Below are 22,549 nucleotides of genomic sequence, written 5' to 3'. Positions count from 1 at the left end.
GTTCAGCGCTCCTGCCTCGGGCGGGCGGCGGCCTGTTCGGCTGCACGCCCGCGGGGGCCGTGAAAGTATTCTTGAATCCAGGGGTCGTTGGCTTGCTCGACCTCGGCCAGGGGGCCGGCCACCAGCACCTTCTTCTGCGACAGCACCGCGATGCGGTCGGTGATGGTGTAGAGGGTGTCCAGGTCGTGGGTGATGAGGAACACCGAGAGGCCCAGTGCGTCGCGCAGGGTCAGGATCAACTGGTCGAACGCGGCGGCGCCGATCGGGTCGAGGCCCGCGGTGGGTTCATCGAGGAACAGGATGTCCGGGTCCAGGGCCAAGGCGCGTGCCAGCGCCGCGCGCTTGATCATGCCGCCGGACAGCGAGGCCGGGTATTTGTCGGCGGCCGAAATCGGCAGCCCGGCCAGGGCCAGCTTGACCCCGGCCAGGTGCTCGGCATCCGCGCGGGACAAGCCAGCATGCTCGATCAGCGGCAAGGCGACGTTTTCGGTGATGGTCAGCGACGAGAACAGCGCACCCTTCTGGAACAGCACGCCGAAGCGCCGCTCGACCAACGAACGCTGCTCTTCGCGCAGCTCGGCCAGGTCTTGGCCGAATACCTTGATCTGCCCTTCGTTGGGCCGGCGCAGGCCAATGATGCTGCGCAGCAGCACCGATTTGCCGCTACCCGAGCCGCCGACCACGGCCAGGATCTCGCCCCGGTACAGGTCCAGGTCGAGGTTTTCATGCACGCTCTGGCTGCCGAAGCGGTTACAGATGCCCCGGGCCTCGATGACTGTTTCGCGCCCGCTCACCAGCCCATCTCCATGAAGAACAGTGCCGCCACCGCGTCCAGCACGATGACCACGAAAATCGACTGCACCACTGCCGAGGTGGTGTGTGCCCCTACGGATTCTGCACTGCCACTGACCTTGAAGCCTTCAAGGCAGCCGATGGCAGCGATCAGGAAGGCGAAAAACGGCGCCTTGGCCAGGCCGACGAGGAAGTGCTGCACACCGATGTCGGTTTGCAGCAGCGACAGGAACATGGCCGGTGAGATGTCCAGCGACAGCGCGCAGACCACCGCGCCGCCGACGATGCCACAGATCATCGCGAGGAAGGTCAGCAGCGGCAACGAGATCAGCAGGGCCAACACCCGGGGCACGACCAGCAACTCCATCGGGTTCAGGCCCAGGGTGCGGATGGCGTCGATTTCTTCGTTGGCCTTCATCGAGCCGATCTGCGCGGTGAAGGCACTGGCCGTGCGGCCGGCCATGAGGATTGCGGTCAACAGCACGGCGAATTCACGCAGAAACGAGAACGCCACCAGGTCGACGGTAAAGATGGTCGCGCCAAAGGCAGCCAGCACCGTGGCGCCGAGAAACGCCACCACCGCGCCTACCAGGAAGGTCAGCAAGGCCACGATGGGGGCGGCGTCCAGGCCGGTCTGCTCAATGTGAGCGACCACCGGGGTAAGCCGCCAGCGGTGCGGCTGGAAGGCCCTTCGCAGCAGGGTTTCCAGAATCAGGCCGACGAAGCCGAGCAATTGCCGGGTGTCTTGCCAAAGGGTATTGACGGCACGGCCGATGCGCTCCAGCAGCAACAGCAGCACCGGGCGTTCTGCTTCCTTGACCGGGATGCAGTAGTCCTGGACGGAGCAGTAGACGTTCTTGAGCAGGGCGCGGCTGGCGTCGGGCAGGCTGTCGGTGCAATGGGACAGGCGCTCGGAACCGAGCAGTTCGGCCAGCAGCGAGGCGCCGGCGGTGTCGAGGCGGCCCAGCTGGCTGAGGTCGGCAACGGTGTCGCTGCTGCATTGCGTGCGCAATTGGTCGCTTTCGCGCTTGAGGCTGGCGTAGTGGGCCAGGGTCCAATCACCGGTAATGCGCAGGCAGGCGGGGTGCTGGTTGGTGTCCAGGGTGGCGCTGGGAGGGGTGGTCATAGGCTCCATGCAACTGACTCGGCACTAAGGCTTAGGGGCTGATCATAGCGCAGAGGGCATGGGCTGGTTTGTTGATTATGTGCTGAGTGTGGGCGCTGGGGGCCGCTTTGCGGCCCATCGCAGCGGTTTAGCGCCCCGGCAAGCCCCAACCATCACTTTGCCGCAGCGTCGTCGACCACCTTGAAGCGCAGCACACCAATCACCTGCCCGTCTTCGGTCAGCACCCTCACCTGCCATTTGCCCACCGGGTTAGGCGGGAAGTTCTGCTTGTGGGTCCAGGCGCGGTAGCCTTCCTTGCGCCCACCGTGGATGTCCAGGGCAATACGGTCGACTTCCGTGCCGTCCTTTTGCCACACGTGATAGATCCGCTCGTTCAGGCCTCGTGGTGCATTGATCGAGGTGTACGCATACAACCCGCTGCTCTTGATGCGGCTGGCAGCGATCTCGTCCAGCGACTCGCCGGGCTGGCGGTTGAGCACTTCGGTACTGACGGCCACTTCGGTCATCCACAGCGTCGCCGGTGGTACCCAGGAGCGGAGCAACCAGCCTCCGGCCCCGACCGACAGCGTCACCAGCACCAGGGCCACGCCGCGCCGCCAGGTATTCACCGGGAAGCTGCTGGCCAGGCTTGGGAAGGACAGGGCCATGGCGATGATCAACGCCAGCTTGAAGCTCTGGGCGGTGGTCAGGTGCAAAATGATTGGCAGCGCGGTCAGCAATGCTGCGAACAACGTCAGGGTGTGCAGCGCGAGGAACAGCCAGCGCCGTGGGGCCAGCCACTTGTAGTACAGCGGGTCGACGATCGAAATCAGCCCGGCAGCGCCCAGCAAGCCGGTAAACACCAGCTGGCCGCTGTTCCAGGTGGTGGTGATGAAGAAGAACGGCAGGACGAAGAACAGGGTTTCCTGGTGGATCATCTGCGTCGCGTAGCGCAGCAAGGGCTGCGGGATTTCGCGGTTGAAGGTGCGGGCGAACAGGCCGGTAAGGGTGTTTTCCAGCATCAGCCAGACCCAACTGACCAGCATCAGGACGGCTACCCAGCTGGCCAGGCCGGCCTGGCGGTCGACCAGGATGAAGCTGCCGATGCCAGAGAGGAAACCCCCAAGCGCAATGATGCCGGGGTAGCGTTTAAGCAGTTCGATGACGCGCTGGACGAAGCGGGGAATTGGGGGCATGGGTCTACAACAGGAGAGATAGGGTGGCTGTGCCGGCCGCTTCGCGGGCAAGCCCGCGCCCACAGGGGCAATGTCTACCGTTGTGGGAGCGGGGCCGCGAACAGGCCGGTACTGGCTAAAGGATACCGCCGAATCACTTCTGCCGTGTAGCACCGCTCGGTGGTTGCGAGGTGTGCCGGCGCCAACGCAGCAACCCTGCCGCCAGGAACAGCCCCAGCAGCAGGGCGAGCAGCCCGTACAGCTCGTCGTAACCCAGCAGCGGTTTCTCGATGCGCAGGTAACCCGGGTCCTTGAGCAATTCCTTCAGTGCCTCATTGGCCTGTGCCAGGCTGACCTGGCGCAACTTGCGCGCAGGGTTGGCAAAGCGGCCGTCGGTGTAGTCGTTCAACGCGCCCCAGTAATAGTCGGCCAAGGCACTGTTGCCTTGGGTACTCCAGCTTTCCCGGGCAACGCTGGCGTCCTTGATACGGGCGAAGGTGTCCGGGTCGAGGCCTTCCTTGCGCAGGTGATCGAACAAGCCCTGCATCACCTTGACCGCCTTGTCGATGTCGTCGCGTTCCAGGTCGGCGTTAAGGCTGAGCATGCCACTGTCGCCGAAGCTTTCGCGCTGCACCGATGGGCCGTAGGACAGCCCATTGCGCAGGCGCAACTGGTCGTACAGTGCCCAGTCCAGGTAGCGTGACAGCAGGTCGAGGGTCGGCTGGTGGTCGTTGTCCAGCACCGGCTCGATGAACAGCCAGTGCAACTTGACGCTGTCGCCCAGCCAGCCGCGGGTCAGGTCGCGGCGTTGGTCGGCCTGCTGGCTGATGCTCTCGAGGTTGCGGCGCTCTTCCGGTTCGGTGGCAGGCAGCTCGCCAAAAGTCCGCTCCAGGTAGGCCGGCAGCAGGCGGTCGAGGCCACCGACCAGGATCAGGGTCATGTTGTTGGCCGCGTACCAGCGGTCGCGCAGGGCCTGCACCTGTTCCAGGGTCATGTCGTCGATGTTCGAGCGCTCGGCGCACTTGAGGCCCAGCTCGGTGGCCAACTGGTCACTGGCGGGGTGGCCGATGTCCTGGCGGTCGAGCCAGCGCTGCAGGTGGCCATAGTGGCCGCCATCTTCGCGCTCGATGATCCTTTTCGCCGTGGCCAGGGCGTTGGCGTCGATCGGGGTGTCGCGGATTATCGCCAGCAGCAAGTCGAGGACTTTACGCTGGTTGCGCGCCGGCGCTTCGACCACGAAGGTGGTATCGGCGCTGCTGGTGTAGGCATTCCACTCGCCGCCCAGGGCTTGCAGGCGCTCTTCCAGGCCGCCCTCGCCCGTTTCGTCGATGCCGCTGAACAGCAAGTGCTCGAGCAAGTGCGGCAGCTCTTTCTGCTCGCAACTGAAGTCATCCAGGCCGACCCCCACCACCAGGCGGATGGCCACGTGGTCGCGTTCATAGCCGTTCTTGAGGATGACCTGCAGGCCGTTGGGCAGCAGGTAGCCTTCAACCCGCGAGCGGTCGAGGGCGAGCGTGGGCAGGCTGCAGATCAGTAGGCAAACGAACATCAGGCAACGCATGGGCGAGCTTGGATCTCCTGGTTGGCGAAATCACGGCAAGCGGGCTTCGTCCGGCACGCTGTCGAGCATTAGCCCGCCCGTGTCCGAGCCACCGAGTACCACATAGGCACTGCTGCAGAACAAAGAGTTCAACCGCTTCATGTCAGCGATCAGCTCCAAGTGTAGCGAACTGGTCTCGATACTTTGCACCACCTTGCGTTGCAGGCGGCTGACATGGGCGTGGGCAAGGCGCCGTTCCTGTGCACGAAACCGGCGTTTTTCACGCAGCAACAGCTGCGCGCTTTCGGGGTCGGCGCTGAGGAATACGGACAGGCCTAGGCGCAGATTCGACAGCAACTGCTCCTGCAGGCCGGTCAGTTCCTCCAGGCCGACCTGGGAAAACGCGCGGCGCTGGCTGGTTTTCTGCTGCTGGACTTTGCGCAGCATGCGTTCGACCAGGTCGCAGGCCAGCTTGAGGTTGATCGCTAACTCGATGATTTCGGCCCAGCGCCGGTTATCGCGCTCGCTAAGGTCCTCCCGTGTCATCTGCGCCAGGTACAGTTTGATGGCGCTGTACAGGGCCTCGGCGTCCTCGGCCAAGGCGCGCACCTGCTGTGGCAGGGCGGTCTGCGTGCCGCGCAAGGCCCCGAGCATGGCTTCGAGCAGGCTGTCGACGATGTCGCCCAGGCGCAGGGTTTCGCGGGCCGCGTTGGCCAGTGCCAGGCTGGGCGTTTCCAGCGCTGAGGCATCGAGGTGGCGCGGGCGTACTTGGCCATTGCCGTTTTCGCGCTCGGGCAGTAAGAAGTTGCACAGCCGGCCCATGGGTTTGACGGTTGGCAGCATGAGCAAGCAGCGCAGGGTGTTGTAGAGCAGGTGGAACCCGATCACTAGCTCCTGAGGGCTGAAGCTCAAGGTGTCCATCCACTCCACCAGTGGGTGCAGCACCGGAATGATCAGCAACAGGCCGAACAGCTTGTACAGCAGGCTGCCCAGCGCGACGCGCCGCCCGGCGGCGTTCTGCATGCTGGTGCTGATGAAGGCCAGCAAGCCGCTGCCGATGTTGGCACCCACCACCAGGCCGATGGCCACCGGCAGGCTGATCACTTCAGCGCCGGCCAGGGTCGCGGTGAGCAACACCGCCGCCAGGCTGGAATAGGAGATCATCGCGAACAGCGCGCCGACCAAGGCGTCGAGCAAGATGTCCCCGGTCAACGACGCGAACAGGACTTTCACCCCTTGGGCATGGGTGATGGGCGCAGCGGCTTGCACGATCAGCTCCAGGGCCAGGATGATCAAGCCAAGGCCAATCCCTACGCGCCCCAGCTGGCCGACGCGGGTTTGTTTGCGCGAGAGGAAGAAGATCACCCCTAGGAAGATCAGCAGGGGCGACAGCCACGACAGGTCGAAGGTCAGCACCCGGGCCATGAGCGCGGTACCGACATCGGCGCCAAGCATGATCGCCAAGGCCGGTGTCATGGCCATCAGGCCTTGGCCGACGAAGGATGTGACCAGCATCGCGGTGGCGTTGCTGCTCTGCACCATGGCGGTAACCAGAATCCCGGCGATGAACGCCAGGGGGCGTTTGTTCATGTTCTGGCTGATGATGCGGCGCAGGTCAGAGCCGAAAACCCGGAGGATGCCGGTACGCACGATGTGTGTGCCCCAGACCAATAGCGTCACGGCCGAGAGCAGGTTGAGCAGGGTCAGCATGGCGAAACCCCCTGTTGCCAATGGCCCATGTAGGCCAATAAGTGGAGCGTGGGCGTTTTGGAAAATTTCAGTGCCCACTCAAAGCTTTAGTTGTTTTGTGCAGCGCTTGCCAGCTTCGCATGGCTGTCGGCGATTTGAAACAACCGGTCATGAATGATTGCCCTGCTGGCCTCTTCGCGGGTAAACCCGCTCCCACAGGGATCGTTGGCGGCCTGTGGGCGCGGGTTTACCCGCGAAGAGGCCGGCACAAAAAACTGCATACCCGCCGGGCAGGCACGAAAAAGGGCCCCGAAGGGCCCTTGCTTGAAACGCGCTTCCTGGGTTTATTGACCCGGAATGTCCTTGCGCAGTTTCACCGGGTCATGCTCTTTGCCATCTTTGCGCGACAGGGCGGTGCGCATACGGATATTGATCGCTTCTACCGCCAGCGAGAACGCCATGGCGAAGTAGACGTAGCCTTTTGGCACATGCACGTCGAACGATTCGGCGATCAGCACGGTACCGACCACGATCAGGAACGACAGCGCGAGCATCTTCAGCGAAGGGTGCTTGTCGATGAAGTTACTGATGGCACCGGCGCACAGCATCATCACCAGCACGGCGACGACAATGGCGGCGATCATCACCGGCACATGGGAGACCATGCCCACAGCGGTGATCACCGAGTCCAGCGAGAACACGATGTCGATGATGGCGATCTGGATGATGGTGTAGAAGAACTTGCCGCCCGCGCCTTTCGGTTCGTCCGAGCTTTCGTCTTCGCCTTCCAGGCCGTGGTAGATCTCCTGGGAGCTCTTCCACAACAGGAACAGGCCGCCGAAGAACAGGATCAGGTCGCGGCCGGAGATGCCTTGGCCGAAGACCACGAACAGGTCGGCGGTCAGGCGCATGACCCAGGTGATCGACAGCAACAGCATGATACGCGTGACCATGGCCAGGGCCAGGCCGAAGATCCGGGTACGTGGCTGCATGTGCTTGGGCATGCGGCTGACCAGGATCGAGATCATGATGATGTTGTCGATCCCGAGAACGATCTCAAGCGCGGTGAGGGTGAAAAAGGCAACCCAGATTTCCGGGCTGGTCAGCCATTCCATGTGTATTCCTTCGAACGGTAAAGGCGATGCGCCCCAATTTGGGGCGCATCGCGGGAGGGGTAATACGTGTTTATTAAAGACTACTGAACAGCGGGAAAATCCCCATCAGCAGCGCGGCGAGCATTATGCACAGGCACACCAGAACTGCCCACTTCAGGGTGAAGCGCTGGTGGTCACCGAACTCGATGCCGGCCAGGGCCACCAGCAGGTACGTGGAGGGTACCAAGGGGCTGAGCAGATGTACCGGCTGGCCGACGATCGACGCGCGGGCCATCTCGACCGGGCTGATGCCGTAGTGGCTGGCTGCCTCGGCAAGTACCGGCAACACGCCGTAGTAGAAGGCGTCGTTGGACATGAAGAACGTGAACGGCATGCTCACGATCGCGGTGATTACCGCCAGGTACGGGCCCAGGGCCTCGGGGATGACCGCCAGCAGGCTCTTGGACATGGCATCGACCATGCCGGTGCCGGACAGGATGCCGGTGAAGATACCGGCGGCGAAGATCAGCCCGGTTACCGCCAGAACGCTGCCGGCGTGGGCGGCAATGCGGTCTTTTTGCTGCTGCAGGCAGGGGTAGTTGACGATCATGGCGATGCTGAAGGCGATCATGAACAGCACCGGCAGTGGCAGCACGCCTGCGATCAGGGCAACCATCAGGGCTGCCGTCAGGGCACCGTTGAAGTACAACAGTTTTGGCCGGCGCGCCTCCGGGAACTGCGACACGGTGATTTCGCTGTGGTCGATGTCGTCGGTCGGCAGGTGCAGTTCGCCCAGGCGGGCACGTTCACGTTTGCCGTACATATAGGCAATGGCCAGGATCGCCAGTACGCCGAACAGCATGGCTGGGATCATGGGCACGAAAATGTCCGACGGGTCCACGTGCAGTGCGCTGGCGGCGCGTGCGGTCGGGCCACCCCAGGGGGTCATGTTCATCACCCCGCCGGCCAGGATGATCAGGCCGGCCATGATCCGCGGGCTCATGCCCAAGCGGCTGTACATGGGCAGCATGGCGGCGCAGCAGATCATGTAGGTGGTGGCGCCGTCACCGTCGAGCGAGACCACCAGGGCCAGCACGGCGGTGCCGACCGAGACTTTCAGCGGGTCGCCTTTGACCAGCTTGAGGATCTTGCGCACGGCCGGGTCGAACAGGCCGGAGTCGATCATCAGGGCAAAGTAGAGGATGGCGAACATCAACATCACGCCGGTTGGCGCGAGCTTGCTGATGCCCTCGAGCATCATGGGGCCGATCTTGGCGGAGAAACCGCCGAACAGGGCGAACAGGATCGGTACCAGAATCAGCGCGATCAAGGCCGACAGGCGCTTGGTCATGATCAGGTACATGAAGGTGATGACCATGGCAAAGCCGAGGAAGGTCAGCATGGCAATACTCCAGGCGTGGCGCGGCGAAAGGACAGTCGATTCGGGCGGATCAGCGCGTCAGGCGCTGTGCAGGGAGCATGCGGAGGGGGACGACATGAAGGCGGGCACAGGAATACATCAGAATCACCATTGTTGTTGTTGATTGGGCCGGGCGCGGAAGATTCCGGGTGCCCTGGCTGACCGGTCTTGTGCCGGTAGTGGGCGCTATCCTAAGAGGGCAAGCTTTCAGCCAGCTTTCGCTGTGACAAAGGCGACGGGAGGTAGGTGATGCAGAATGTGACCGAAGGTGGCTGCCACTGTGGTGGCTTGCGGTATCGGCTGGAGGGGGCGCTGACGGATGTCGCCCACTGCCATTGTTCGATCTGTCGGCGCGTCAGTGGCGGGTTGGTGGTGACTTGGCTGACGGTGCCGCGTTCCGCATTCCAGTGGTTGGCGGGCGAGCCGCGCTGCTATGTGGCGCCGGCCAGTTGCAGCCGGTATTTTTGTGGGCAGTGTGGGGCGCATGTGGCATTGGTCACTTCGCACAGCCCGGACAGCATCGACGTGACGGTGGCGACGCTGGATCACCCGGAGCGGGTGCGGGCCAACCGGCATATCTGGACGGGTAGCCGGTTGCCCTGGTTGCACCTGGATGAGGATTTGCCTGGGGAGGTTGGGGAAAGCTTGTAGGTCATCTGTTTGGTCACATGGCCTTCGCGGGCAAGCCCGCGAAGAGGCTGGTGCTGTCACGACTACAACTGCAACCCGCCTGCGGCCTTGTGCAGCGTTCGCAGATGCTCACCCACCTGCTTCACGTTGGTCTCGATCGCGGCAATCTCCTTGGCCCGCGAGGGGTCCAGCAGCGCCCTCACCTCTTTGTCCAGGTCGGTGCTCAGGCGCAGCAACTGGGCCTGCCGCTCGCTGCTGACTTTCTCCAGGTGCTTGCGCTCATCGGGCTGCGGTAGACCATAGCCTTTGGCGTCCAGCAGTTCTGCCGGGCGGCTGAGGAAGCCGCTGTTGGCGAGCATCTGCTGCAGCGTCTGGTTGGCTTTGTCGATACTGCCATCCTTCAGCGCCGCCGCGTTCAGGTAGCGCTGCTTGACCTCGTCCTGGGCCAGCAACAGCTGGCGGCGTAGGCTCGCCTGCTCGAGCAGCAGCAAGGCAGCGCTGGTGCGCAGGTCGGCCTGGGCGAACCAGCCGCGGCGCTGTTCGGCATCCAGGGCCAGCCAGTCCTCGACCTTGTCCTGCTTGATCGGCAGCTGCTTTTTCAGCACGTCGAACATGGCCTGGTAGCGGTCACGGTAGGAGTCGAAGCGGTAACCCAGGCGCAGGGCTTCGCGGGGGTCATCGAGCACACTGGTATCGGCAATGCCCCGCCCTTTGAGCACTTCCAGCAGGCCGTTGGGCATGATGCTGTCGAGGTCGTTCAGGCGCGGGTTGGCGGTGCCACTGCGCAGCAGTTTCAGCGATTCGACCGCGCAATTGTTGGACAGGAAGTAGTAATTGCCGTCGTAGCTCCAGTGCATTTCCGCCGCCTGGCGCACCAGGTTCTCGACTTCCTGGCGGTCGAGCTTGAGGGGGATCGACGCCAGGCTGCGTAGCTCGGTCTTGGTGTACTCGTCGATGACCTGGCCCAACGGCAACACGAACAGCCGCGACGGATAAGCACCGACCAGGCCGTCCCAGCTGGACAACTGCACATCGTTGACGAAGGCGCGGTACGACAGCACCAGGTGCTGGTCGAGGTCTAGGCGGCAATCCGGGCCGCGCGGTCGCCCAGGTTTGCAGATGACCAGGCGCAGCATGCTGTGGCCCCAGCGGCTGACCCAGTTCTGATTGGCCTCGGCCAGCAGGTAGTCGACTTCATAAACGCGTTCGGGGTCGATTTCGCCCAGTGGCTGGCGAGCGAAGTCGCTGCCCGCGTTGAGGAATGGCAAGCCCTTGGCGCAGCTCTCTTGTGCGGGTGCCCAGCCGAAGTGGTCGCGCAGGTACTGGTTCAAGGCGGGGCGCCGGCAAGCATAGCTCGGGTCGAGGAGGAAGTACTCCATGTTGACCGCGATGAATTCCTTAGGGCTGCTCAGCTCATAGGTGTCTGGGCTGCGCACGAACTGGCCGTTGTGCTGCTCGCGCTCACCGCGGCGGCCGACATATTGCTGCCAGCCCGCAAGGTCGAGCAGGCGTGGGTCATCGCTCAAGGTGAAGCGCCGTTCGGCCTGGCCGCGGCACGCCTCTGGCAAGCCGATTTTGCCCACGGTGCCCTGCTGGCGCTTGCAACGGGCGATCAGCGAGCGCTCGGTGGCCGGCCACAACCGGGCCCGGTCGTAAATATGGGTCAGTTCATGCAGGACAGTCGCCAACAGCTCTTCGCGCACGGTGCCGTGTGGGCGGTGGGTGCGTTCGCGGGCGGCGCTGCCGTCGACCAGCCCCGGCAGCAAGCGGCTGTTGAGCTCCAGGGTAGAAACCAGCGACGCCTGGCCATAGGCGTCGGCGGGCATGCGCGCAGTCCAGCTGACCTGCACACCCCGGTCCAGTTGCTGCTTGAAGCGCGGCGGCAGCTTGCTCAGTGCTTCGTCGAGCAGTGCCTGGCTGGCTTGGCGTTGTTGAGGGTCGAGGCCGGAAGCCTGCAGCTCAAGCTGCAGGTCGGCCAGGGCGGGTGTGCCGAGCAGCGTCAGGGCGCAGCCGAGCAGCCAGGCACGCACCTGGTTCACAGCGCGAGAATGGCTTCAGCCAGCACTTGGTCGCTGGCGCCTCGCGCTTCAGGCAGGCGCTCGCGCAGGGTATTGAACGCAGCTTCAAGCTGGGCGCCACGGATATCACCGTTGCTGGCGACAAAGCTGGCGGCATCGTCGTGCGCTTCACGCACGACTTTGGAATCACGGATCGAGGTGGTGGTGTCGGACGTGAAATCGATCGAACGGCCAAAGGCACGCACGATGATGTTGCTGGTGGCCACCAGCGTCTGTGCCTGGGCCAGGTCGGCCAGCAGCAGCATGCCGAGGGTAGCGGCAATCAGCGGTTTACGCATGGAGCATCTCCGAAAAATACAGGGAGTCAGGTGTAGTCATTGGACGAGAATTGCCTGCGCCAGTTCCAGGTCGCCGACAGCCTGTGCGGCACCGTGCTGGCGCAGCGAGGTGAAGGCCGCTTCCAGGCGCGCACCGAGGATCAGGCCATCGCTGGCGACGAATGCCGCAGCATCGTCACGGGCCTGACTGACCAGTTTGCGGTCGAACGGCGCGGTGGTGACTTGGCTGGTGACATAGCCTGTGATGACCAGGCTTTGCGTGGTGGTGTCCAACGCATGGGCAGGTGCCATGCTCAGGGGGATGCCAACGGCGACTAACAACAACGGCAACAGATAACGCATGGGCTTCTGACGGCTGGGAACGAGGGGGTGAAGACACCTGCGGCTGTGGGCGAGCACCCGTACAGCCGCAGGGCTCAGTGCAGGTCAGATGGCCAGGATGGCCTGTGCCAGCTGTGCGTCGGTAGCCTGCAGGGTCGGCATTTGTGCGCGAATGTGCAGGAAGGCGCTTTCCAGCTTGGCGCCGCGAATGTCGCCTTGGCTGCCAACGAAGCTGGCGGCATCGTCACGGGCGGCTTGGACGATCTTGTCGTCGCGGAACGACGACGATACGTCGGAGGTGGCGTCGGTGGATGCAGCGACAGCGCCCACGACTGCGTCAGTGGTGACGACGAAGCTGGTGGCGCTGGCGGTGCCGGCCAAGCTCAGCATCAGGGCGGCGCCAATCAGGTGTTTAAGGGACATGATCGTGGACTCCTAGGGGATTCTGCTAATCGGACGCTCGCACTGCGCGTCTCGGTACTTTTCAACATCTGGTTTCTACCAGACTGTTAAGCCAAGCGTATCACGCGTCGATGTTTCTGGATGTTAATCAACAGCCCTTCCTAGTACTGTACTGGTATGTTTTTGCTTTATAAGAAACTGTACCTGTATGGCTGAGAGCCGCTCTGGCACGTAGGGTACAAACAAAAAACCCGCTGCAGTCACCTGCAACGGGTTTAGGAATTCGCGGTGCCGGGCATAGCCGGCAAGCCGGAGCTTAGCGCCAGAAAGGCTTGCTCAGCTCTTCGTAACGCTGCGACTCGCTGATACCGGCGTCGGCCAGCAGGCGGGAGTCCAGGCGAGCCAGTTGACGGCGGCTGGCCATGCGACGCTGCCACAACAGCAGGGTGGACAGGGCGCGCAGAGGCATCGAAGCGTTGGATTGTTGGGCGTTGCTTTCAAAAACCAGACCGGAACTGAGTGTACGTTCCATGATGTTTCATCCTTCCGCTTATGGCGGGATTAGGTAGTGATTTAACTGATGCCAATGATCCTCCTCTCTTGTCCATAACAGTAGATACAGTTCTGCGGCATTACGATGGTTCAGTTAACTGTGTAATCCTACTGTTGCACTCGAAATAGGCGCAACTGTACTGGTCTGCACTTATATGGTGCAAAATGCTCGGTAGGGAGAGGTGGTCAGCAGAGGGTCAGCTAAAAATAACAGTACAGTAGTACAGTTTTGTAGCTTGCTTAGACGTTGTATCGAGCGAGGGCTTTGACTGTACCGGCCGTATCGCCGGCAAACCGTCTTCAACCGGCACGGCGCTGACGACGAATCGCGCGCTGTTCCCGCTGAAGGCGGCTTGTTTGGAGCGGTGTAACTACAGGCGTGTGGGTATCAGCTGGCGAGCATGCGCCCGGTCTCTTCCAGGTTTTCGTGCCAGCTCAATGCTTCGCGCAGAATGTGCGGCGTATGGCCGCCGCGCTGGCAGGCGCGATCGAAGTAGTCGTTCAGCGCTGCGCGGTAATCCGGGTGCACACAGTTGTCGATGATTGCCCGGGCACGCTCGCGTGGCGCCAGGCCGCGCAAGTCTGCAAGCCCCTGCTCAGTGACCAGGATGTCGACGTCGTGCTCGGTGTGGTCGACGTGGCTGACCATCGGCACCACGCTGGAAATCGCGCCACCCTTGGCAATCGACTTGGTGACGAACACGGCCAGGTGCGCGTTACGGGCGAAATCGCCAGAACCACCGATGCCGTTCATCATCCGCGTGCCGCACACGTGGGTGGAGTTGACGTTGCCGTAGATATCGAACTCCAGCGCGGTGTTGATACCAATGATGCCCAGGCGACGGACCACCTCTGGGTGGTTGGAGATCTCCTGTGGGCGCAGCACCAGCTTGTCCTTGTAGCGCTCCAGGTTACCGAACACATCGGCATTGCGGCGGGTCGACAGGGTGATTGAGCTGCCGGAGGCGAAGCTCAGCTTGCCGGCGTCGATCAGGTCGAAGGTCGAATCCTGCAGTACTTCGGAGTACATAGTCAGGTCTTCGAACGGCGAATCGATCAAGCCGCACATCACCGCGTTGGCGATGCTGCCGATACCGGCCTGCAGTGGGCCGAGCTTGTTGGTCATGCGGCCAGCGTCGACTTCCTTCTTGAGGAAGTTGATCAGGTGGTCGGCGATGCCCTGGGTTTCGTCGTCCGGCGGCAATACAGTGGATGGCGAGTCCGGCTGGTCGCTGATGACGATACCGACGATCTTGGCCGGGTCGATCGGGATGGCGGTGCTGCCGATGCGATCATCGACCTTGACCAGCGGGATCGGTGTGCGGGTTGGGCGGTAGGTCGGGATATAGATGTCGTGCAGGCCTTCGAGGTTGGCGTTGTGCGACAGGTTGATCTCGACGATCACTTGCTTGGCGAAGATCGCGAAGCTGGCCGAGTTGCCTACCGAGGTGGTCGGCACGATATGGCCTTGTTCGGTGATGGCCACGGCTTCGATGACGGCGATGTCCGGCAGCTTGAGCTGCTGGTTGCGCAATTGCTCGACGGTTTCCGACAGGTGCTGGTCGATGAACATCACCTGGCCGTCGTTGATGGCCTTGCGCAGGGTGCTGTCGACCTGGAAGGGCATGCGGCGAGCCAGCACGCCGGCCTCGGTCAGCTGCTTGTCCAGGTCATTGCCCAGGCTGGCGCCGGTCATCAGGCTGATTTTCAGCGGCGACTGCTTGGCACGTTCGGCCAGGGCATGGGGTACGGCCTTGGCTTCGCCGGCGCGGGTGAAGCCGCTCATGCCGACGGTCATGCCGTCCTCGATCAGACCAGCGGCATCAGCCGCACTCATTACCTTGCTGTGCAGGGAGGACAAGCGGATACGATCACGGTACATGGATTGTTATCTCAGGCTACTGAAGCTACTGGAGCGCAGTCTAGAGATTTCGCCGGTTGCCGTCCCACGACCATGGTCGTATGAGAAGCCCGGAAGTAGAGCCGTTGATCTGGATCAGGCAAATGTAAAAGCCCCGCAGATTTCTCGGCGGGGCTTCTTATATAGCGCACGGTTTGCAGCCAGTGGGTTACTCCACGGCTTTGACCATATCCTCGATTACCTTCTTGGCATCACCGAATACCATCATGGTCTTGTCCAGGTAGAACAGTTCGTTGTCCAGGCCTGCATAGCCGCTGGCCATGGAGCGCTTGTTGACGATGATGGTCTTGGCCTTGAACGCTTCCAGGATCGGCATGCCGGCAATCGGCGACTTGGGATCGTTTTTCGCTGCCGGGTTGACCACATCGTTGGCGCCCAACACCAGTACCACGTCGGCCTGGCCGAATTCGGCGTTGATGTCGTCCATCTCGAACACCTGGTCGTACGGCACTTCGGCTTCGGCCAGCAACACGTTCATGTGCCCCGGCATGCGGCCTGCCACCGGGTGAATCGCGTACTTCACGGTCACACCGTTGTGGGTCAGCTTCTCGGTCAGCTCCTTCAGCGCGTGCTGGGCACGGGCGACTGCCAGGCCGTAACCCGGCACGATGATCACCGTGTCGGCATTGCTGAGCAGGAAGGTAGCGTCGTCGGCCGAACCCGATTTTACCGGGCGAGCTTCCTGGGTGCCTGCGGGGCCACCGGCATCGGTCGCGCCGCCGAAGCCGCCGAGGATGACATTGAAGAACGAACGGTTCATCGCCTTGCACATGATGTACGAGAGGATGGCACCGCTGGAGCCGACCAGCGAGCCTGCGATGATCAGCATCGAGTTGTTCAGCGAGAAGCCGATACCCGCTGCTGCCCAGCCCGAATAGCTGTTGAGCATCGACACCACCACCGGCATGTCCGCGCCACCGATCGGAATAATGATCAGCACGCCCATGATGAAGGCCAGAACCAGCATCAGGGTAAAGGCACTGTAGTGGCCGGTGAAGGTGAACAGCAGGCCCAGGGCGATGGTGGTCAGGCCCAGGATCAGGTTCAGCTTGTGCTGGCCGGCGAACTGTACCGGTGCGCCTTGGAACAGGCGAAACTTGTACTTGCCCGACAGCTTGCCGAAGGCGATCACGGAACCGGAGAAGGTGATGGCACCAATTGCCGCGCCGAGGAACAGTTCCAGGCGGTTACCCGTCGGGATCGGGTCGCTGATGCTGGCGACGATGCCCATCGACTGCGGCTCCAGCACGGCGGCAATGGCGATGAACACCGCGGCCAGGCCGATCATGCTGTGCATGAAGGCGACCAGTTCCGGCATCTTGGTCATCTCGACCCGCTTGGCCATGATCGAACCGGCGGTACCACCGACCAGCAGGCCGACGATCACGTAGCCGATACCGGCCGTTGCCAGTTCTGCGCCCAGCTTATAAATGAGGCCAACCGTGGTGACGATTGCCAAGCCCATGCCGATCATGCCGAACAGGTTGCCGCGGCGTGACGTGGTCGGGTGCGAAAGGCCCTTGAGCGCCTGGATGAAGCAGATCGAGGCGACCAGGTAGAGAAGCGTTACCAGATTCATGCTCATGCTTACTTCTTCGCCTCGTTCTTGGCTTTCTTCTTGAACATCTCAAGCATGCGACGGGTGACCAGGAAGCCACCGAACACGTTGACCGCCGCCAAGGCCACGGCCAGCGTGCCCATCAGCTTGCCGGCGGGCGTTACGGTCAGCGCCGCCGCCAGCATGGCACCGACGATGACGATGGCCGAGATGGCGTTGGTGACCGCCATCAGCGGCGTGTGCAGCGCCGGGGTGACGTTCCACACCACGTGGTAGCCCACATAGATGGCTAGCACGAAAATGATCAGGTTGTAGATGCCATGGGAAATCAGCATGTCTTCCATTTGTCGTGCTCCTTAGCCGTTCTTGCGGACGACTTGGCCATCGCGGCACATGAGGCAGGCCGCGACGATGTCGTCTTCGAGGTTGATGACCAGCGCGTTGTCCTTGTCGAACAACAGCTTCATGAAGTCCAGCAGGTTGCGTGCGTACAGCGCCGATGCATCGGCCCCCACCTGGGCAGGCAGGTTGGTCGGGCCGACGATGGTTACGCCGTTTTCCTGCACCACCTGGTCGGCGACGGTCAGTGGGCAGTTACCGCCTTGGGCGGCGGCCAGGTCGATGACCACCGACCCAGGCTTCATCTGCGCGACGGTTTCGGCGCTGAGCAGGGTCGGCGCCTTGCGGCCAGGGATCAGTGCGGTGGTGATGACGATGTCGGCCTGCTTGGCGCGTTCGTGTACGGCCTGGGCCTGGCGCTGCATCCAGCTGGCCGGCATCGGCCGCGCATAGCCACCAACACCCTCGGCGCACTCACGTTCCTCATCGGTTTCGTAAGGCACGTCGATGAACTTGGCGCCCAGCGATTCGATCTGCTCTTTGACGGCGGGGCGTACATCCGACGCCTCTATCACGGCACCCATGCGCTTGGCGGTAGCAATGGCCTGCAGGCCTGCAACGCCTGCACCGAGGATCAGCACGCGGGCAGCCTTCACGGTACCGGCGGCCGTCATCAGCATGGGCATGAAGCGAGGGTAGTAGTGCGCTGCCAGCAGCACCGCCTTGTAACCGGCGATGTTGGCCTGGGACGACAGCACATCGAGGCTTTGTGCCCGCGAGGTACGCGGCGCTGCTTCGAGGGCGAAGGCGGTGATACCGCGCTCGGCCATCTTGTCGATCAGTTCACTGTTGAACGGGTTGAGCATGCCCACCAGCAGGCTGCCGCTGTTGATCAGCGCCATCTCCTGGTCGCTGGGCGCGACTACTTTAAGTACCAGTTGCGCGCCGTAGGCATCGGCGGCGGTACCCAGGGAGGCACCCACAGCCTCATAGGCACTGTCCGGAATGCTGGCGTTTAGCCCTGCCCCCCGTTGGACGGTGACCTGATGGCCCTGGGCAACCAGTTTTTTGATGGTTTCAGGGGTCGCGGCGACCCTTGTCTCACCCGTCTGCGTCTCGAGAGGAACACCAATGTGCACGACTATGTCTCCTGCGGTGACCTTTTGTCTTTGTTGAAGCCAGCGTACTTCGGCTGGTGCGCTGGTGCGGTCCAACCCGCCGAATCCTAGGCGGGCCAGGCATTTTGCAGATGAACCCAAGGGGCTTCAACCGGTTCTGGAGCGAAACGAAGTTAAAACTACAAGTCACCCTGTGACCGTATGTCGCAAGCCTTCGGTTGCAGCCCGTCAACCATGGGCCATTGGGAGATTAGGAGATAAAACTAAAAAAAATTGCGGTATTTCGCTTACGGTTCGCTCAATGTCGCAATTTAAGCCTGAAAGCCGCGCAGTCAGCAGGGTTAAACGGGATTTTCAGGCTTGCGTAACAGTTTTCGAATATGCGACAAATACATATATCTGTAGGTGTTTAAAATAATTGACTACGAAGTCAGGTTGGTTGGCTGCGACTAGGCAGAGGCGGTGGTGTAAGCCTGCGCTTGTGCTACCAGCCAGTCGCGGAAAGCCCGTAGCGAGGCAGACTCCACTTTGCGTTCGGGAATCATCAGATAGTAGGCCTTGTCACTGCTCAGGGCATGCCTGTTAGCGACCACCAACCTACCCTCCTGCAACTCCCGCTGGATTAGAAAGGGCGGGATCAGCGCGATCCCCATTTCGTGCATCGCCGCCTGCGCGAGCATCGAGAATAGTTCATAACGCGGGCCTGTCATGTCGCGCTCCACGTTCATGCCCAGGCCGCCGAACCATTGCCGCCAGGCATAGGGGCGCGTGGTCTGCTGCAGCAAGGGCAGTTGCGCAATGCGGCGGGCGTCTAGCATGCCCTGCCCGTCCAGCAACGCCGGGCTGCAAACGGGGACAGGGTTCTCGCCCATCAGCCTATGCGACTGGGTGCCGGACCAGTCGGCATCGCCGAAATAGATGGCTGCATCAAAGGCTGTGTCGGCAAACAGAAATGGCCGTGTGCGGTTGGTCAGGTTGACGGTGACCTCGGGGTGGCGCTGCTGGAAGTCCTTGAGCCTGGGGAGCAGCCATTGGGTGCCGAAGGTGGGTACCACGGCCAGTTCGATCACATTGGCGCCCTGCTGGCGCATGACCGACAAGGTATCGCGCTCTACCGCATCCAGCTGCGCGGCAACCTGGCGGCTGTAGGAAAGGCCAGCCTCGGTCAGCTTCACCCCGCGCCTTGAGCGGCGAAACAGTTCCACATTAAGGAAGGCCTCCAGGCCGCCGATCTGCCGACAAACGGCGCCCTGGGTCAGCGCGAGTTCTTGCGCGGCCTTGGTGAAGCTCTCGTTACGCGCCGCCGCCTCGAAACAGACCAGGGCGGCAGTGCTGGGGATCTTGCGGCGCATGTACGTCAACCTCACTTGTAAGGCTGTCAATGTGGCGTTTTGCTGATTTACGAAGTGACAAATTATCACTAATCCGTGCGCAATCCTCGTTTGTCCCGACGGCCGATCAGGCCTAGGCTCAAGGGCACAAGAATTTGCTCTCTCTTTTCGAGGATTTCGCTCATGGCCGGTAAAGCAAGCTTCAACTGGATCGATCCGCTGCTGCTCGATCAGCAGCTCACTGAAGAAGAGCGCATGGTGCGTGACAGCGCTTATCAGTTCGCCCAGGACAAGCTGGCGCCGCGCGTGCTCGAAGCCTTCCGCCATGAGCAGACCGACCCGGCGATCTTCCGCGAGATGGGTGAAATCGGTTTGCTGGGTGCCACCATCCCCGAGCAGTATGGCGGCAGCGGTCTTAATTATGTGTGTTACGGGCTGATCGCTCGCGAGGTCGAGCGGATCGACTCTGGCTATCGCTCGATGATGAGTGTGCAGTCTTCCCTGGTGATGGTACCGATCAACGAATTCGGCACTGAGGCGCAGAAGCAGAAGTACCTGCCCAAGCTCGCCACGGGTGAGTGGATCGGCTGCTTTGGTCTGACCGAGCCTAACCACGGCTCCGACCCGGGCTCGATGATCACCCGGGCCAGAAAGGTGGACGGCGGCTACCGCCTGACCGGCAGCAAGATGTGGATCACCAACAGCCCGATCGCCGATGTGTTCGTGGTGTGGGGCAAGGATGACGCTGGCGATATCCGCGGCTTCGTGCTGGAAAAGGGTTGGGAAGGCCTGAGCGCCCCGGCGATCCACGGCAAGGTGGGCCTGCGTGCTTCGATTACAGGCGAGATCGTGATGGACAACGTGTTCGTGCCTGAGGAGAACATCTTCCCAGACGTGCGCGGCCTCAAGGGCCCGTTCACCTGCCTGAACTCGGCACGCTATGGCATCTCCTGGGGGGCGTTGGGCGCTGCCGAGGCCTGCTGGCATACCGCGCGCCAATACACCCTGGACCGTCAGCAGTTCGGCCGCCCGCTGGCAGCCAATCAGCTGATCCAGAAAAAGCTGGCCGACATGCAGACCGAGATCACCCTGGCACTGCAGGGCTGCTTGCGCTTGGGGCGCATGAAGGATGAAGGCACGGCGGCTGTCGAGATCACCTCGATCATGAAGCGTAACTCTTGCGGTAAAGCCTTGGACATCGCCCGCATGGCACGTGACATGCTGGGGGGTAACGGCATTTCCGATGAGTTCGGCGTGGCTCGCCATCTGGTGAACCTTGAGGTGGTCAACACCTATGAAGGTACCCATGACGTGCATGCATTGATCCTGGGGCGTGCTCAGACCGGCATCCAGGCCTTCTATTAATAAGGAGCCAGCCCATGGGCGCGCTATCACATCTGCGGGTGCTGGACCTTTCGCGCGTGTTGGCCGGCCCATGGTCTGGCCAGATTCTCGCTGACCTTGGGGCTGACGTGATCAAGGTCGAGCGCCCTGGTAATGGCGATGATACCCGCTCGTGGGGGCCGCCTTTCCTCAGGGATGCCCGGGGTGAGAACACCAGTGAGGCCGCCTATTACCTTTCGGCCAATCGCAACAAGCGTTCGGTGACGATCGACTTCACACAGCCTGAAGGGCAACGCTTGGTGCGTGAGCTGGCGGCGAAGTCGGATATCGTCATCGAGAACTTCAAGGTCGGTGGCCTCGCAGCCTATGGGCTGGATTACCAAAGCCTGAAAGCGCTCAACCCAAAGCTTATCTATTGCTCCATTACCGGCTTTGGCCAGACCGGGCCCTATGCCAAGCGCGCGGGCTATGACTTCATGATCCAAGGGCTGGGTGGGTTGATGAGCCTGACCGGTCGGCCTGAGGGGGAAGAAGGTGCTGGGCCGGTAAAGGTTGGCGTGGCGCTGACTGACATTCTTACTGGGCTGTACTCGACTGTGGCGATTTTGGCTGCCCTCGCCCATCGGGACCAGACCGGGATCGGTCAGCATGTCGACATGGCATTGCTCGATGTTCAGGTGGCCTGCCTGGCGAACCAGGCCATGAACTATCTGACCACGGGCACCCCGCCCCGGCGCCTGGGTAATGCGCATCCCAATATCGTGCCTTACCAGGACTTCCCTACAGCAGACGGCGATTTCATCCTTACCGTGGGTAATGATGGTCAGTTTCGCAAGTTTGCCGAGGTGGCTGGGCAGCCGCAGTGGGCGGATGATCCGCGCTTCGCTACAAATAAGCTGCGTGTGGCCAACCGTGGTGAGCTGATTCCGTTGATTCGTCAGGCTACGGTGTTCAAGACCACGGCGGAGTGGGTGAGCCAGTTGGAGAAGGCTGGGGTGCCGTGTGGGCCAATCAATGACCTGGCGCAGATGTTCCAGGATCCGCAGGTGGTGGCTCGAGGGTTGGCGGTGACTATCCCGCATCCACTGGCGGGGAGTGTGCCGCAGGTAGCCAGCCCTATTCGCCTGTCGGAGACGCCGGTGGAGTACCGGCGGGCGCCGCCGCTGTTGGGTGAGCACACCGAGGCGGTATTGAGTGAGGTGCTTGGGTTGGATACGGATGCCGTGCACCGCTTGCGCAGTGCTGGGGTGCTTTGAGCCTATATAGAGAAGTGGAATAGCGGGGAGGCCGAAGGCCTCCCCGCTTTGCTTTTTAGCGATATTAAGGTTTCGTGAAATTAAAGGTTGACGGGGTTTCGAATCCCCTTATAATGCGCCCCACTTCCAGCGTAGTCGGAACGAAAAACTCCTTGAGATTCAATGGGTTAAATAGTGAAGACGAAGTTTGAAGGGCTTCGATCGAAAGATCGTCAGCGGTTGAAATGGTGGTTGACAGCGCTTCTAAACGCTGTATGATTCGCCTCCCGCTACGAGAGATCGCAGCGAGCCAAGTGTTTGAAGCTAAACGAGTTTCTCGCTAAAGACTTCAAAATAAACGCTTGACAGGCTCTGAGGAAAGCGTAGAATGCGCGCCTCGGTTGAGACGAAAAGCTCTTAACCAAACGCTCTTTAACAAATTGAATCAAGCAATTCGTGTGGGTGCTTGTGAGTACGGGCTGATAGTCACAAAGATTATCAGCATCACAAGTGACGATGCGAGAAATCACATAGTCATTTGAGATTGCTGAGCCAAGTTTAGGGTTTCTTAAAAACCCAAGCAGTATTGAACTGAAGAGTTTGATCATGGCTCAGATTGAACGCTGG

At 61.7% G+C, this 22,549-nt stretch carries 20 protein-coding genes; 3 read left to right on the top strand and 17 right to left on the bottom strand.

The window, feature by feature from the left end; translation table 11 throughout:
• Positions 1–2: 2 nt before the first annotated feature.
• From HU750_RS09815 to HU750_RS09785, 7 genes are all read right to left on the bottom strand, one after another.
• Positions 3–794, bottom strand: coding sequence for an ABC transporter ATP-binding protein (locus tag HU750_RS09815; RefSeq protein ID WP_027591958.1), 792 nt, complete (start codon positions 792–794; stop codon positions 3–5).
• A complete protein-coding gene (locus tag HU750_RS09810) occupies positions 791–1,927 on the bottom strand; it encodes an ABC transporter permease (RefSeq protein WP_186679092.1) in 1,137 nt (378 codons plus the stop codon). Before HU750_RS09810 ends, HU750_RS09815 begins: the two co-directional genes overlap by 4 nt.
• Positions 1,928–2,070: 143 nt before the next feature.
• Positions 2,071–3,093, bottom strand: coding sequence for a DUF5924 family protein (locus tag HU750_RS09805; protein ID WP_099452569.1), 1,023 nt, complete (start codon positions 3,091–3,093; stop codon positions 2,071–2,073).
• A gap of 133 nt (positions 3,094–3,226) precedes the next feature.
• Positions 3,227–4,633 (bottom strand): M16 family metallopeptidase, encoded by a 1,407-nt coding sequence (locus HU750_RS09800; protein WP_186679091.1) that lies wholly within the window; start codon positions 4,631–4,633, stop codon positions 3,227–3,229.
• Positions 4,634–4,663: 30 nt separating this feature from the next.
• Entirely contained in the window at positions 4,664–6,322 is a 1,659-nt protein-coding gene (locus tag HU750_RS09795) for a Na/Pi cotransporter family protein (protein WP_027591954.1), read from the bottom strand.
• 323 nt (positions 6,323–6,645) lie between these two features.
• The gene (locus HU750_RS09790; RefSeq protein ID WP_027591953.1) at positions 6,646–7,416 is read right to left on the bottom strand and encodes a TerC family protein; all 771 of its coding nucleotides are present in this window, start codon (positions 7,414–7,416) and stop codon (positions 6,646–6,648) included.
• Positions 7,417–7,489: 73 nt separating this feature from the next.
• Entirely contained in the window at positions 7,490–8,797 is a 1,308-nt protein-coding gene (locus HU750_RS09785; protein ID WP_085272100.1) for a CitMHS family transporter, read from the bottom strand.
• Between the two features lie 267 nt (positions 8,798–9,064).
• On the opposite strand from HU750_RS09785, the gene HU750_RS09780 reads away from it, so the two are divergent.
• Positions 9,065–9,466 carry a GFA family protein gene (locus HU750_RS09780; protein ID WP_085272099.1) on the top strand — a complete coding sequence of 134 codons (402 nt, stop codon included), beginning with the start codon at positions 9,065–9,067 and terminating at the stop codon, positions 9,464–9,466.
• 62 nt (positions 9,467–9,528) lie between these two features.
• Here HU750_RS09780 and HU750_RS09775 read toward each other — a convergent pair whose 3' ends face one another.
• The 10 genes from HU750_RS09775 to HU750_RS09730 form a co-directional block, all read right to left on the bottom strand.
• Complete coding sequence (locus HU750_RS09775) at positions 9,529–11,484, bottom strand: DUF7844 domain-containing protein (RefSeq protein WP_186679090.1); 1,956 nt, start codon at positions 11,482–11,484, stop codon at positions 9,529–9,531.
• Positions 11,481–11,801 (bottom strand): DUF2388 domain-containing protein, encoded by a 321-nt coding sequence (locus tag HU750_RS09770; protein ID WP_027591949.1) that lies wholly within the window; start codon positions 11,799–11,801, stop codon positions 11,481–11,483. The genes HU750_RS09775 and HU750_RS09770 overlap by 4 nt, the downstream gene beginning before the upstream one ends.
• A 36-nt stretch (positions 11,802–11,837) precedes the next feature.
• Positions 11,838–12,143 (bottom strand): DUF2388 domain-containing protein, encoded by a 306-nt coding sequence (locus HU750_RS09765; RefSeq protein ID WP_186679088.1) that lies wholly within the window; start codon positions 12,141–12,143, stop codon positions 11,838–11,840.
• An 84-nt stretch (positions 12,144–12,227) separates the two neighbouring features.
• On the bottom strand, positions 12,228–12,545 hold the full coding sequence (locus HU750_RS09760) for a DUF2388 domain-containing protein (RefSeq protein ID WP_186679086.1): 318 nt from the start codon (positions 12,543–12,545) through the stop codon (positions 12,228–12,230).
• Between the two features lie 295 nt (positions 12,546–12,840).
• Positions 12,841–13,056 carry a DUF1127 domain-containing protein gene (locus tag HU750_RS09755; RefSeq protein WP_012269957.1) on the bottom strand — a complete coding sequence of 72 codons (216 nt, stop codon included), beginning with the start codon at positions 13,054–13,056 and terminating at the stop codon, positions 12,841–12,843.
• Between the two features lie 408 nt (positions 13,057–13,464).
• Positions 13,465–14,958 (bottom strand): succinyl-CoA:acetate CoA-transferase ScpC, encoded by a 1,494-nt coding sequence (gene scpC / locus HU750_RS09750; RefSeq protein ID WP_027591946.1) that lies wholly within the window; start codon positions 14,956–14,958, stop codon positions 13,465–13,467.
• A 187-nt stretch (positions 14,959–15,145) separates the two neighbouring features.
• On the bottom strand, positions 15,146–16,582 hold the full coding sequence (locus HU750_RS09745) for an NAD(P)(+) transhydrogenase (Re/Si-specific) subunit beta (protein ID WP_027591945.1): 1,437 nt from the start codon (positions 16,580–16,582) through the stop codon (positions 15,146–15,148).
• A gap of 2 nt (positions 16,583–16,584) precedes the next feature.
• Complete coding sequence (locus tag HU750_RS09740) at positions 16,585–16,899, bottom strand: NAD(P) transhydrogenase subunit alpha part 2 (protein ID WP_027591944.1); 315 nt, start codon at positions 16,897–16,899, stop codon at positions 16,585–16,587.
• A gap of 12 nt (positions 16,900–16,911) precedes the next feature.
• Positions 16,912–18,033 (bottom strand): Re/Si-specific NAD(P)(+) transhydrogenase subunit alpha, encoded by a 1,122-nt coding sequence (locus tag HU750_RS09735; protein ID WP_186679083.1) that lies wholly within the window; start codon positions 18,031–18,033, stop codon positions 16,912–16,914.
• Between the two features lie 428 nt (positions 18,034–18,461).
• Positions 18,462–19,364: a LysR family transcriptional regulator gene (locus tag HU750_RS09730; protein ID WP_186679073.1), complete on the bottom strand. Its 903-nt coding sequence runs from the start codon at positions 19,362–19,364 to the stop codon at positions 18,462–18,464.
• Positions 19,365–19,526: 162 nt separating this feature from the next.
• Between HU750_RS09730 and HU750_RS09725 the strand changes: the two genes are divergently transcribed.
• Together HU750_RS09725 and HU750_RS09720 are read left to right on the top strand one after the other, a co-directional pair.
• On the top strand, positions 19,527–20,708 hold the full coding sequence (locus tag HU750_RS09725) for an acyl-CoA dehydrogenase (protein WP_027591941.1): 1,182 nt from the start codon (positions 19,527–19,529) through the stop codon (positions 20,706–20,708).
• 14 nt (positions 20,709–20,722) lie between these two features.
• The gene (locus HU750_RS09720; RefSeq protein ID WP_186679070.1) at positions 20,723–21,943 is read left to right on the top strand and encodes a CaiB/BaiF CoA transferase family protein; all 1,221 of its coding nucleotides are present in this window, start codon (positions 20,723–20,725) and stop codon (positions 21,941–21,943) included.
• Positions 21,944–22,549 lie beyond the last annotated feature (606 nt).

The sequence above is a fragment of the Pseudomonas sp. SWRI50 genome (genome assembly GCF_014269095.1).
GTDB lineage: Bacteria > Pseudomonadota > Gammaproteobacteria > Pseudomonadales > Pseudomonadaceae > Aquipseudomonas > Aquipseudomonas kermanshahensis.
This window is presented reverse-complemented; position numbering and strand designations above follow the sequence as displayed.